Annotated in this window: 10 protein-coding genes; all 10 read right to left on the bottom strand. The window is 64.8% G+C overall.

The window, feature by feature from the left end; translation table 11 throughout:
* Positions 1–152 precede the first annotated feature (152 nt).
* Positions 153–1,577, bottom strand: coding sequence for a sigma-54-dependent Fis family transcriptional regulator (locus VFG49_RS15425; RefSeq protein ID WP_324862081.1), 1,425 nt, complete (start codon positions 1,575–1,577; stop codon positions 153–155).
* 370 nt (positions 1,578–1,947) lie between these two features.
* On the bottom strand, positions 1,948–2,505 hold the full coding sequence (locus VFG49_RS15420) for a PilZ domain-containing protein (protein WP_324862079.1): 558 nt from the start codon (positions 2,503–2,505) through the stop codon (positions 1,948–1,950).
* Between the two features lie 95 nt (positions 2,506–2,600).
* Positions 2,601–2,885 (bottom strand): flagellar protein FliT, encoded by a 285-nt coding sequence (locus VFG49_RS15415; RefSeq protein ID WP_324862077.1) that lies wholly within the window; start codon positions 2,883–2,885, stop codon positions 2,601–2,603.
* Positions 2,886–2,892: 7 nt separating this feature from the next.
* The gene (gene fliS / locus VFG49_RS15410) at positions 2,893–3,324 is read right to left on the bottom strand and encodes a flagellar export chaperone FliS (RefSeq protein ID WP_324862075.1); all 432 of its coding nucleotides are present in this window, start codon (positions 3,322–3,324) and stop codon (positions 2,893–2,895) included.
* A 14-nt stretch (positions 3,325–3,338) separates the two neighbouring features.
* Complete coding sequence (gene fliD / locus VFG49_RS15405; protein WP_324862072.1) at positions 3,339–4,853, bottom strand: flagellar filament capping protein FliD; 1,515 nt, start codon at positions 4,851–4,853, stop codon at positions 3,339–3,341.
* A gap of 192 nt (positions 4,854–5,045) precedes the next feature.
* Positions 5,046–6,566: a flagellin gene (locus tag VFG49_RS15400; protein WP_324862070.1), complete on the bottom strand. Its 1,521-nt coding sequence runs from the start codon at positions 6,564–6,566 to the stop codon at positions 5,046–5,048.
* Positions 6,567–6,817: 251 nt separating this feature from the next.
* Positions 6,818–8,044 (bottom strand): flagellar hook-associated protein FlgL, encoded by a 1,227-nt coding sequence (gene flgL, locus VFG49_RS15395; protein ID WP_324862068.1) that lies wholly within the window; start codon positions 8,042–8,044, stop codon positions 6,818–6,820.
* Between the two features lie 6 nt (positions 8,045–8,050).
* On the bottom strand, positions 8,051–9,925 hold the full coding sequence (gene flgK, locus VFG49_RS15390; protein WP_324862066.1) for a flagellar hook-associated protein FlgK: 1,875 nt from the start codon (positions 9,923–9,925) through the stop codon (positions 8,051–8,053).
* Between the two features lie 18 nt (positions 9,926–9,943).
* Complete coding sequence (flgJ, locus tag VFG49_RS15385; protein WP_324862064.1) at positions 9,944–10,885, bottom strand: flagellar assembly peptidoglycan hydrolase FlgJ; 942 nt, start codon at positions 10,883–10,885, stop codon at positions 9,944–9,946.
* Positions 10,885–12,048 carry a flagellar basal body P-ring protein FlgI gene (locus VFG49_RS15380; RefSeq protein ID WP_414649150.1) on the bottom strand — a complete coding sequence of 388 codons (1,164 nt, stop codon included), beginning with the start codon at positions 12,046–12,048 and terminating at the stop codon, positions 10,885–10,887. The genes flgJ and VFG49_RS15380 overlap by 1 nt, the downstream gene beginning before the upstream one ends.
* Positions 12,049–12,352 lie beyond the last annotated feature (304 nt).

The following is a 12,352-nucleotide window of genomic DNA, read 5'->3' as shown; positions in this document are numbered from 1 at the left end:
GTTCTGGGGTGTAGAAGCAGGATGCGTGCCATGGGCGGAGAATGAGAAATGAGGAGTAAGGAGCGAGAAGTGAGAAGTGAGAAGTGGGAGAAAAGCACGGCTCTCTCTCACTACTCACTCCTCTTCACTCACTTCTGCGCTCAAGCCTGCTCTCAAGCCTGCAAACTCGGCTGCAATCCGTACTTGCGCAGCTTCTCCACCAGCGTGGTGCGCTGCATGCGCAGCAACTTCGCCGCGTGCGCGACGACGCCACCGGTAACGTCAAGCGCTTGACGGATGAGGCCCACTTCGATGTCGGCCAGGTGGTCCTTAAGATCCAGGCCGCCTTCGGGCAGCATCACCAGCGAATCGGCGGAAACCACGGTCATCGGCTCCGGCATCACGCTCGACTGGCCCGTCATCAGCGACAGCAGCGCGGCGCCGCGCACTTCCTCGATCACCTGCTGGCCACGATATTTTTCCGGCAGGTCGCCCACGCGCACTTCGGCGTGTGGATAGAGAATGGAGAGGCGCTCGACCAGGTTGTACAGCTCGCGCACATTGCCCGGCCACGCATAGCCGTGCATCGCGTGCATGGCACCCGCACTGAAGCGCACGCCAGCCAGGCCGCGGCGCGAAAGGCGCTGGTTGAATTCGGCCACCAGTTCCGACAGGTCGTCCAGGTGCTCTCGCAGTGCCGGCATTTCCAGCGGGAACACGCTGAGGCGGTAGTAGAGGTCTTCGCGGAAGTGGCCGTTGGCGATGGCCTGCTCCAGGTTGCGATGCGTGGCGGCAATGATGCGCACGTCGCAGCGCTGGGTGCGGTTGCTGCCCACGCGCTCGAACACGCGCTCCTGCAGCACGCGCAGCAGCTTCACCTGCATCGGCAGACTCATGTCGCCGATTTCGTCGAGGAACAGCGTGCCGCCCTCGGCCAGCTCGAAGCGCCCCTTGCGGGTGGAGATGGCGCCGGTAAACGCGCCCTTCTCATGGCCAAACAATTCGCTTTCCAGCAGTTCCGCCGGAATCGCGCCGCAGTTGATGGCCACGAAGGGCTTGTCGCGACGGGCGGAGCATTCGTGGATGGAGCGCGCTACCATTTCCTTGCCGGTGCCCGATTCACCCAGCACCAGCACGCTCGAATCGAACGGCGCGACCTGGCGCACCAGCGCGTTCACGCGGTTCATCGGGCCAGAACTTCCGACCAGGCGCAACTCCGGACGACGCCCCGGCAGCGAAAACTGGCCGCCGCGCAGGGTCTCGGACAACTGCTCGTAGCGCAGCGGAAATTCCACCATGCCGATGCGCGCGCCGAACGGCGATGCGTCGGAACCCAGGCGGGATACCCACTCGGAGTCGGCGGCCAGCAGCACCATCGCATGGGCGGCGGCGCCCCCCAGGTGCGCGAACTGACGCTCGGCCTCGCCATCATCCTTGACGGTGCCTACATAGACGGCACGCCATGCATGCGTCGTTTCGTCTACGGACTCGCACTCGGCACCGTGCTGCGGACGGTACCCAAGGAACTCCAGCGCCGAAACGACGGATTCCGCCCTGCGGCGATCGGATTCGATCACCAGTACGTCGAACTTCCCCATGCCTGACTCTCGTGCGTGCTGCTTCATCGGTGGACCCCTGAACCTTGACTGCACTGCTCTGTAGAACCGTCGACATTCCGTCGCGGGTCCCATGGCACATCGAGCAAGAAGAAGGCCAGCACTGAACGAAATCTCGACACCTTCAGGGGAGTCACCCTGCCGGTATGCGTCACACACGCGCGCGTCTATTCGTCCGCGACGCAGGGGTATGCGGCATATCACTGAATCTATTGGGGTTAAACGTTTCAGCGCGCAGCCGGGAAAAGTGACCCTGTGCGACACTCGCCTGAGAAGAGCGTCAAAGAATCTTCGTGTCGATTTTTCGTAACGTGATGTGCATCACATAGCACATCCGTGTGTGGGCACTGGCCTAAAAGCTCGTCAGCTTCCGACCTGCCACTTTGCGTCGGTGATGTCGGAAGACGAGGCGCTCAATCGCGTCACCCGTCACATCGTCCAAAGACTCGAACGCGACGAAAGTGTGATCTTGATCACGCTCTTGTACAAGTCGCGCCGGTAACTCCAGCGGAAGCGCCAGGCAACCATCGAAATGGAATCGCACCAGCGCATGCAATTGCCCCGCCGGCCACATCCCGCCCGGCAGAACGGCGCCGACGGCGTTGAACTGCACCGGCAGGCGCGGCGGCAATTCGGTGTCGCGACGAAGCAGCTGGTCGAGCATGGCCATCAGGACGTTGAGCTTGCCATCGAGGCGCTGCAGCTCCTGCGCCACCAGGTTTTCCTCGTCCTGGGCATCCATGCGGCGCTCGCTGAACACCGCAAGCGTGCCGAGCACGCTGAGATTGCGCTCGCGCATCGCCGACAGCTGCAGATCGCCCAGCGGCTGCGCCAGCGCGGCACAACCGGCGTGAAGGCCGTCCTCGTAGGTGACTCGTTCGGAAAAAGCCTGCCAGGATGAGTCTTGCATGGGTCCCTCGGTCGCTCAGCGCGGGCCGTCTGTGGGTCGCTGGAATACGTGGGGATTATGCGCGGATTCGAATCGGTGCTGGCCAGTGGAGAGTGTCAGTCCAGGCTGGCCTGGAGATAGGCACTGAGTGCGCGATGACGCTGCTGGTGTTGCCCCAGCGCTTCGCCGAGCTGCTCGCGATGCTGGCCGGCCAGCGAGCGCACTGCTTCGGTGTGTGCCAGCAGGGTTTTCAGGACGGGAAGTGCGGCTGGTCCATCGAGGCGCACCTGTTCCAGCACGCAGCGGCGCTCGCTTTCCAGCCGCGCCACCGCATCCCAGTCGCCGGCGCGCGCCGCGGCCAGCATGCGTGCACTGATGTCCAGGATGCGCTCGATGGCCATGATTCGGTTACGCCGCAGCGCTGGACGCGCGGCCCTGCGAGGCAAGAAAGGTTTCGCGGATCTCGCGCCACGCATCGCGCACGGGCGTCAGCAGGTCCACGGCCTCATCGATGGCGCGCTCGTCGTCATTGAGCTGTGCGTGCAGCAGGCGGCGGCTCACGTAGTCATAGAGTGCGTCCAGACGTTCGGTCAGTGTGCCGCCGGCCTTGTGGTCCAGGCTGCCGCGCAGCTCGCCGATGATCGCCTGCGCCTTGCTGAAGTGCATGCCCTTGGCCGGCACGTCGCTACGCCGCATGGCACCGCGCGCCTGGTTGATGCGGTCGATCACGCCGTCGAACAACATGCTGGTCAGCTGGTGTCGGTCCGCGCCTTCGACGCTGCCGCGCGCGCTGTTGTCCTGGTAAACCGCGCTGGCGTTGCGCGCATAGCCGTAAGTCATGGTCACTGTTCCGTTCAGTTCTTCGAGTTGGAGTTGGTCAACTGCTCGAGCGCCGTGGTCAGGTAACTGCTGGTGTTGTTGAGCGAGGACATCAGCGTGTCCAGCGCCGTGTATTGCTGCTGCAGCTGTGTCTGGTAAGTCGACATGCGCGTGTTGAGCGCGGTCTGCTGCTGGCTTAGCTGGGTCAGCGTGTTGTTGAGGCTGTCCATCCGCGTCGAGATGATGCCGCCGCTGGACGTGTAGCTGGCGATCGACTTGTTGAGGCGCGTCGCATAACCGTTGGTGCCGGTGAACAGATCCTTCACCGCCGACGCATTGGACTGGAACGCTGCCGCGAGCTTGTCCGTATCCAGGTCGAGCGTGCCGTCGGCGTTGCGCGTGATGCCAAGGTTGGCCAGCGTGCCGATGCTGTTGCCCGATGCCGGGCTGCTGAGCACCGAAGCGATCTGGCGCTGCACCGAGGTGAGCGTGGTATCGCCAAGCAGCACGCCCGCCGCGCCCGTGCTGGTGTCATAGCTGGACAGCGACGACACGGTGCTGACATAGCTGTTGTAAGCGTCGACAAATCCCTGGATGGCATTGGTCGCCGTGGTGTTGTCCTGCGCCACCGTCAGCGTGCTGGTGCCCGTGCCGGTGAGGTTGATGGTGACGCCATCCATCTTGCCCGACACCGCGTTCGATGCGCTGGTGACGTCGATGCCATCGATGGAGAGCTTGGCGTCCTGCGCCTCGTTCTTGCCCGCCGTATTGAGCATGGTTGCCAAGCCCTGCAGGCCGCTGCTGCTGGTGGCATTGGAGCTGACCGTAAAGGCGTTGGCGACGCCGGTCTTGCTGGAACTGAGCATCAGCTGCTGGCCGTTCACGCCGTTGACGATGGTGGCGGTCACGCCCGGATTGGACGACGAACCATTGATGGCCGAGGCGATATCGGAGAGCGAATTGGTGGCCGACACCGCCACATTCATCGTGCTGCTGCCCACCGAAATGGTCAGCGTGCCCTGCCCCACCGCGGTACCGGTGGCGTAGGGATCGCTCGCGCGCTTTTGCGCCGTCGCCAGCTGGCTGACGTCGATGTTGTACGTGCCTGCGTGGGCACTGGACATCGTGGTTGCCGTACCGATGCTGGTGCTGCCATTGGTCGGCGACAGCGTGGCGTTGTAGCTGCTGAACGTATTGATCGAAGTGAGCGTGGACAGCGCGGTCTGGATGCCGCCAAGTGCGGAATTGAGCGACGACAGGCCGGTCAGCAGGTTGTTGGTCTGGCTGGTGCGCGTGTCGATCTGCTGCTGCGACGCCGCCTTGCGCGCGTTCACCAGCGCCGTGACGATCGAGCTGACATCCAGGCCCGAACCGATGCCGCTGGCGCTCAACGTGCCGCCACCCGAACTCGTGGTGCTGGAGCCGCTGGTGGACGTGCCGCTTCCACTCGTCGTGGTGCTATTGCCCGAGGTGCTGCCCGACGTCGTATTCGCCGTAAGCGTATTGAGCAGTGAGCTCAGGCTGCCGGTGGCGCTGCTGGTCGTGGTCATCGCGTAGCCTTCTACGTTCCCGAATGGATCCGCCTTGCGGCGGAGGTTTTCGAGCCCCCGGCAAAACCCTCGCACGCAAGGGCTTTGCCGGTGGCTCCCGTGATGTCGGGCGGATCGAAACCGATCCGCCCGACGGTGTTTCCGGCCGAGGTGACCGCGACCCGGGAGAGTCGCGGTCAGGCCTTCGGTCCGTTACTGCAAGAGCTTCAGCACCTGCTGCGGGTTCGAGTTGGCCTGGGCCAGCACCGAGATGCCCGCCTGCTGCAGCACCTGGGCCTTGCTGAGGCTGGCCGTCTCGGAAGCGAAGTCCGCGTCCTGGATGGTCGACTGCGAGGCCTGCAGGTTGGTCGTCTGCGCCGCCACCGTGGAGATGGTGGACTGGAAGCGATTCTGCACGGCACCCAGCTGGGCAGCGAAATCGCTGACCGACTTCAGCGCCACGTCGACGCGCGAGACCAGCGCGTTGGCGTCGTCCACCGTCTTCACGTCACCGCCGGACAGGCTGCCCGAGGTGGTGATGGCCGTGGCTGCCGTGGAGGTCGCCGCCGCACCCGAGAACTTCAGCGCGTTGGTAGCCGAGGAAGCCGAATCGGCCGCCGTGCCGTAGATGGTCAGGGCGCTGCTGGAGTACAGGTTCAGCGACTTGCCGTCGCCGCTGACGGCCGAGCTCACGTTGGAGATACCGGCAGCGTTGATCGCGTCCGACAGATCCTGCACCGTGGCGAACGAGCCGGTGATGTCCTTGCCGTCGATGTTCAGGTCGCCGGCGGCGAGGGTCAGGCCGCCCGACGAAGCGGCCACGCCAGCCGTACCGGCCGTGGTAGTCGGAGTGCCGCCGAACACGGCGGTGGTGGAAGCGCCCGTATCGCTGTCGGCGATGACCGGTGCGGCCGAGCCGGCGGTGTTGTTGGTGATCGTGATGCCACCGGTCGTGCCGTCGACACCGACGGTGTACTTGCCAGCAGAAGCCGTGTCCAGCTGAGTCTGGATGGCGGACTTCAGGCCATTGATGTCGGTGACGTCGGTGGTCAGGCTGACCGCATTGCCGTCGACGGTGAACGAGGCATTCGTGCCCGTGGCGCTGCTGAAGTCGAAACTGGCCGGAGCACCCGTGCCCGTGGAAACGCCGCCGGTGCCCGCCGTCGCACTCGTAGAACCAAACAACGCGCTGATGTCACCGGTGGAGCTGGTGGCAATCTGGCCCATGGCGCTGGACTTCACGCTGGTGCCCAGGTTCACGCTGATGGTCTGGCCGACGTTGGCGCCGATCTGGAAGCTCTTGGTCTTCATCGAGCCGTCGAGCACGTTGGAACCGTTGAACGTGGTCTGGTTGGCGATGCGGGTGATTTCCGCCAGGCGCTGCTGCACTTCCTGGTCGATCGAGGAACGATCGGAGTCGGTGTAGGTACCGTTGGCAGACTGCACGGCCAGGTCACGAATGGCCTGCAGGTTGGCGGTCACCTGGTCCAGCGCGGAGCCGGCGGTCTGCGCCAGGTTGATGGCGTCCGAGGCGTTGGCGCTGGCCTGGTTCAGGCCGCCGATCTGCGTGGTGTAGCGCTGCGAGATGGCGAAGCCGGCGGCGTTGTCGGCGGCGCTGTTGATCTTCAGGCCCGAGGACAGGCGCTGCGTGGCCTGCGAAAGGGCGCTCTGCGACTTGCTCAGGTTGTTCTGGGCATTCAGCGACGAAACGTTGGTATTGATAACGAGAGACATGGATTTCTCCTGCGGAACCGGTGGCCGGTCTGATTGGCTTTATTCGTGCCGGCGGCAAGGCTCCGTGTGTGGAGTGCCATCCGCCTCAGTGAGCTTTTCGGCCTGTCTTGCGATTACTTGAGGCCTGTGCTGCGTTTCGTGACGCCGCTCACTTGTCTGCCCATCAAACCGCCGTGTTTTCCGCCCTCCTCGTCGCATGTCCGGATGCGCGGCGCAGTTTCCTGCGCGCATGCATCATCGTCGTCGCGCGCTTACTTGATGTAGTTGAACAGGCTCATCGACTTCACCTGCGCGAACACTTGCTGCGATGCCTGTAGTGCCGCCGATTGCAGCGACAGGTTGCTGATCGCCGTGTACGGATCGGCGGCGGCGACATCGGACAACGCCGTCTGGTAGGTGACGTTGAGATCCTTGTAGACGCCCTGCTGCTGCGTGAGCGTGTTGAGCCGTCCACCGATGGATACCTGCGTTGCGCTGAGCTGCGACTGCGCCTGGTCGATCGATTCGACCTGTCGACTCATCACGTTGGTCAGCTGCGTATCCGAAGCGCCACTCTGCAACGCATCGATCATGCTGCTCAGCGTGCTGAAGATGTCTTGCTGGCCACCCGTCTGCACCGACACCGTGTCGCCCGCATCCGGCGTGCCGCTCATGGCGATGGTCATGCCGTTGAACGTGATCGAGCCACCGTCCTGATATGTGCCGCCCACGGCGTTACCGCTGCTGTCGAGCACGGGATTGCCGTTGGCATCTGCCGCCGTCCAGCTGCCGCCGGTGCCGAACGTGATGGTGTAGCCGCCACCGCTGGCATTCTTGGTGCTGTTCCACGCGGAAAGGTCGGCGACGCTGTTGGCGCCCACCAGCAGCGTGCCGGTATCGGAACCGCCGGCGCTCGCTTCAAACGAACCATTGCCGGTCGGAATGTTCATGAAGAGGCCCGAGCCGGCATCGCCGGTGATCACCTGCAGACCCGATCCGATCGATGCATGCTGCTGGCTGTCGTTGCCCGCGTAGCTCACCACGCCGTTCGCGCCCACCTGGAACGGCGCGCGCGTGGTGCTGGTGCCGGCGAACAACGCATTGCCGTTGCTGTCGGTGGTATTGGCAAGCTGCACCAGCTGGTCGCGGATCTGGCTCAACTGGCTTGCAATGCTCTTGCGGTCGCTGTCGCCCATGGTGCCGTTGATCGCCTGCAGCGCCAGCGTGCGCGCACTGTCGAGCGCGCTGTTCACCGAATCGAGCGTGCTCGCCTCGGTATTGAGTCGTGTGGTGGCGCTGTCGATGTTGGTCGAGTACTGCGTGTTCGCCGCAATCACATGGCCCAGGCTGACCACCTGGCCGGCGCCGGCCGGATCGTCGGAGGCGACATTGATGCGCACGCCGGTGGTGACCTCGTTCTGCGTGGCCGCCATCGTGCTCTGCTGGTTGAGCATGGTGGCAAGTGACTGCTGGTACATCCAGCTGGTGGAAAGACGCATGGCGGTTTATCCCTGAATCGCGGAAATCAGGCTGCTGAAGATGGTCTGCGACGCAGTGATCACCTGCGCGGACGCCTGGTAGGCCTGCTGGTAGCGCACGAGGCTCGCGGCCTCTTCGTCGAGATTCACGCCGGACACGCTCTGCTGCGCCGACACCGCCTGGTTGTACAGGCTGGTCTGCGTGGTGAGCGTGGTCTGCGCCTGGCTACCTACGGTGCCGATGTTGGTGGTGAGCGTGCCGTACGCATCGATCACCGACTGCTTGCTGCCGTTGAGTACGCCCTTGTCGGCGAGCTGCGCCATGGCCAGCGCATTGCTGGTGTCGTTGAGGCCGTTGGAGTTGATGCCGATGGTGAAACTGTCGTTCGCGCCGGGCGTGCCCGACGGCGTGACGCTCCAGCCGTTCGCGCCGATGGTCTGCCCCGGCGCGTAGCTGCCGCTGGAAATCACCGTGCCCGTGCTGTCGGTGACCTGGTAGGTGCCAGTCGTGGGAAAGCTCAACGTGGCCTTGTTGAGCAGCGCCGCGTTGGTCGGATCCGTCACCGTGACCGAGCCAATGCTGCCCGTGCCGGTATTGCCGCTGGCCGCGCTGGATGTGAGCGCCGCAGCGGCGGCGATGCCGTTGGGATCGGTCATCGTCAGCGTGAGCCCGCTGGCCGCATTGCGCGTGGGACGGATCTGGAAACTGTCGCCCGCCTGCGCACTGCCCGATGGACTGAAGGTGACGCCTTCGGCCGAGTAGGTGCCGTCGCCATTGGCCGTCATCGGCACGCTCTGGCCGCTGGTGGTGGCCAGGTTCCAGTTGCTGCCGTCGTAGCTCAGTACATAGTCGGACGTGGACAGCTGCGACACATCGCTGACGCTGGCCGACACCGCTGCCGTTCCCTTGTTGTTGACGTTGGCCAACACCGCCGGCGACGGGATGGAGAACATCGCCTGGCCCTGGTTGCCATTGAGATCCAGCCCCTTGGCCTGCTGCGTGTTGACGCTGGTGGCCAACGCCACCGCGGCCTGGCCCAACTGGTTCTGCACCGGATCGAGCACGTTGCTGCGATAGTCCAGCAGCGCGCCCAGCGTGCCGCCACTGACCTTGGACGTGACGTCGGTGCCGGTGTTGTCGAGCACGTTGGTGCGCGATCCGTCGTAGGGATCGTTGCCGGTGGAAAACGCGAACGACTTGTCGCCACTCACCAGCGCCTGCCCACTGGAGGCATAGACACTGATGGTGCCGTCGGTCTGCGTATAGGTGGAAACGCCCAGGTAACCGGAAAGCGTCTGCACCATGGTGTCGCGCTGGTCGAGCAGATCGTTCGGCACGTTCTGGCCGGACTGGCGGATCTTCGCGTTGAGGTCGGCGATGCTGCTTGCGGTGCTGTTGATGCTGTTGACCGTGGTGCCGATCTGGCTGTTCACCTGGCTTTGCTGCGAGGTGAACTGCTGGGCCAGCGTGTTGAACACGGTAACCATCGAACCGGCGCTGCCCAGCAGCGACTGGCGGCTGGAGGACACACCCGGCGTGTTCGCCACGGTGTCGAAGGCACCATAGAAGCTGTCGAGCGAACCCTGCAGGTTGCCGCTGGCGCTCAGCATGCTGTTGAGCGTAGTGGCCAGGCTGTTGTACGTGGTGGCGCGCTGCAGGTTGCCATTGCTGCTCCACACCGCGCTGGTGAGGAAGTCGCTGTACGCGCGCTGCACCGAATCCACGTCCACGCCGCTGCCGATGGTGTAACGGCCACCGGTCACCGAGATGCTTTCGTTCTGCACCACGGTCTGGCGGCTGTACCCCGTCGTGTTGACGTTGGTGATGTTGTTGCCAACCGTGCTGAGTGCCACCTGTGCGGCATTGAGCCCCGAAGAGCCGATGCTGAGGAGGTTGGACATGGTTCGTTCCTTGGCAGATTACTCGGAGGGGTTCGGCGCGCTGCCGATATTCTTGAGGCCGTCCAGCGCCGCCTTCATGGCGGGACTGTTGGCAATGGCGATGATCTTCTGGGCGTAGGACGGATCGGTGGCGTAGCCGCCGCTCACCAGACCGTGCGCAAAACCCACCACGTCCTCGCCGTGGTTGAGTGCCTTCGCATAGCGCGGGTTGTCGGCGATCAGCTGCGCGTAGTCATCGAACGATTGGCCCGGGTTGCTGTAGGAACGGAACTGGGCGCGGCGATGCACGGCGGCACCACCCTCGAACTCCAGCGTAGGCACGCTCACCTTTTCGCCATCCCAGCTGCCGCCGGCCTTCATGCCGAACAGGTTGTTGCTGGTATCGCCGTTGGAATGGGACGGCATGTGCTTGCCCCATTGCGTTTCCAGCGCCGCCTGGGCCAGTACCGCGCGCACGGACACGCCGAGCTTCTCGGCTGCCTTCTGCGCATACGGCGCCAGTTGCTGCACGAATGCCTGCGCATCCTGCGGCAGCCACTTCAGCACCTGGGTGCCGGCGCCCTTGGCGGCGCCGGCCACGGAATGGAGTCGCTGTTGCCAGTCGTTGCCCTGGGTGGCGTCGCTGGCACTCGTCGAACTGCCGGACGTCGCGCCGCCGAGCTGGCGCATCAGCATCTGCGCGATGCCCAACCCGTTGCCCTGCTGCGAGAGGTTCACCGACATCTGCTGGTCGAACATGTCGCGCCACGCATTGCCCGCATCGCTGTCGCCCAGGCCATCGCCGGGGCTCGCCTCACGCATCGACTTCAGCATCATCTGCGTGAAGATGGACTCGAACTGCTTGGCCACGGCCGGCAGCGCGGATTTCGCATCCGACTGCGCGCTCTGGCGCAATGCCTGGAACCCGGACAGATCCGTCCAGGTGTTGAGGCTCTTCGCGGCGTCGCCCGGCAACGTCATCAGATCACCACCAGCTCCGCATGCAGCGCGCCGGCCTGCTTCAAGGCCTGCAGTATGGAAATGAGATCGCTGGGCGAGGCGCCCACCTGGTTCACCGCGCGCACGATGGTGTCGAGGTTGGTGCCGGGCCCGAACTTGAACATGTGGCCGCCGTCTTCGCTCACCTGCACATTGCTGCTGGGCACCACCACGGTCTGGCCCTTGCTGAAGGGCGCCGGCTGGCTCACCTGCGGCTGTTCGCTGATGGTCACCTGGATGGAACCATGCGCCACCGCCGCCGGCGTCACACGCACTTCCGAGCCGATCACCACCGTGCCGGTGCGCGAATTGACCACCACGCGCGCGGGTGCATCGCCGGGATTGACGTCCAGCGCCTGGATCGCACCCAGCCAAGCCACGCGCTGGCTGGCATCGGCCGGCCCGCGCACGGCTACCGAACCGCCGTCCACTGCGTTGGCCGTGCCTGCGCCGTAGGTGCGGTTCACCGCTTCGGCGATGCGCGTGGCCGTGGTGAAGTCAGGCGTATTGAGGTTGAGCATGAGATCGCCGTTGCTGCTGGCGAACGACGAGGCGACGCTGCGCTCCACCGAAGCACCATTGGGCACGCGGCCGCTGGCAGAGATATTCACCTGCACGCTGGAGCCGCTCTTGCCCTGCGCGCTGACGCCGCCGACCACCACGCTGCCCTGCGCCATCGCATAGACGTTGCCGTCCGCACCGCGCAGCGGCGTCATCAGCAGCTCGCCGCCGCGGATGCTCTTGGCGTTGCCGATGGAAGCCACGGTGACGTCGATGGTCTGGCCCGGCTTGGCGAACGGCGGCAACTGCGCGGTGATCGTCACGGCCGCGGCGTTCTTCAACTGCGGGCGCACATTGGCCGGCACCGTAATGCCGAACTGCACCAGCATGTTTTCCAGGCTCTGCGTGGTGAACGGTGCCTGCGTGGTCTGGTCGCCGCTGCCATCCAGGCCCACCACCAGGCCGTAGCCGATCAGCTGGTTGCTGCGCACGCCGCCCACCTGGGCAAGATCGCGGATCTTGTCGGCGTGGACGGAAAGGGGAAGGACGATGAGGGCGAGTGAGGCCAGGGCAAGAACCCAACCCCTCCCCAACCCTCCCCTGCAAGCAGGGGAGGGAGTCGTGGGGGTCTCTGCTCCGTCCATGCTAGCGGCGGCGGGAGTCGCGGGGGTCTCCGCTCCGTCCATACTGGCGGCGGAGGGAGTCGTGGGGGTCTCCGCTGTGTCCATGCTGGCGGCGGAGGGAGTCGTGGGGGTCTCCGCTCCGTCCGTGCTGGCGGCGGAGGGAGTCGTGGGGGTCTCCGCTCCGTCCATGCTGGCAGAGGAGGGAGTCGTGGGGGTCTCCGCTCCGTCCATGCTGGCGGCGGAGGGAGTCGTGTGGTTCTCCGAACCTTCCGTGAAGGGAGCAGCGCCGTGCTTGTCTCCTCCCCCTGCATGCAGGGGGAGGTTG

Source organism: Dyella sp., assembly GCF_035685885.1.
In the GTDB taxonomy this organism is placed as follows: Bacteria; Pseudomonadota; Gammaproteobacteria; order Xanthomonadales; family Rhodanobacteraceae; genus Dyella.
The sequence above is the reverse complement of the archived record's forward strand: the minus strand, read 5'-3'. Positions and strand labels throughout refer to the sequence as shown.

Bases quoted from the DNA above. Each gene is read 5' to 3' on its own strand.
- flgK (WP_324862066.1), bottom strand. From the start codon at position 9,925: ATGTCCAACCTCCTCAGCATCGGCTCTTCGGGGCTCAATGCCGCACAG.
- flgL (WP_324862068.1), bottom strand. From the start codon at position 8,044: ATGCGTCTTTCCACCAGCTGGATGTACCAGCAGTCACTTGCCACCATG.
- fliS (WP_324862075.1), bottom strand. From the start codon at position 3,324: ATGACTTACGGCTATGCGCGCAACGCCAGCGCGGTTTACCAGGACAAC.
- flgJ (WP_324862064.1), bottom strand. From the start codon at position 10,885: ATGACGTTGCCGGGCGACGCCGCGAAGAGCCTCAACACCTGGACGGAT.
- VFG49_RS15420 (WP_324862079.1), bottom strand. From the start codon at position 2,505: ATGCAAGACTCATCCTGGCAGGCTTTTTCCGAACGAGTCACCTACGAG.
- VFG49_RS15415 (WP_324862077.1), bottom strand. From the start codon at position 2,885: ATGGCCATCGAGCGCATCCTGGACATCAGTGCACGCATGCTGGCCGCG.
- fliD (WP_324862072.1), bottom strand. From the start codon at position 4,853: ATGACCACGACCAGCAGCGCCACCGGCAGCCTGAGCTCACTGCTCAAT.
- VFG49_RS15380 (WP_414649150.1), bottom strand. From the start codon at position 12,048: ATGGACGGAGCAGAGACCCCCACGACTCCCTCCCCTGCTTGCAGGGGA.
- VFG49_RS15400 (WP_324862070.1), bottom strand. From the start codon at position 6,566: ATGTCTCTCGTTATCAATACCAACGTTTCGTCGCTGAATGCCCAGAAC.
- VFG49_RS15425 (WP_324862081.1), bottom strand. From the start codon at position 1,577: ATGGGGAAGTTCGACGTACTGGTGATCGAATCCGATCGCCGCAGGGCG.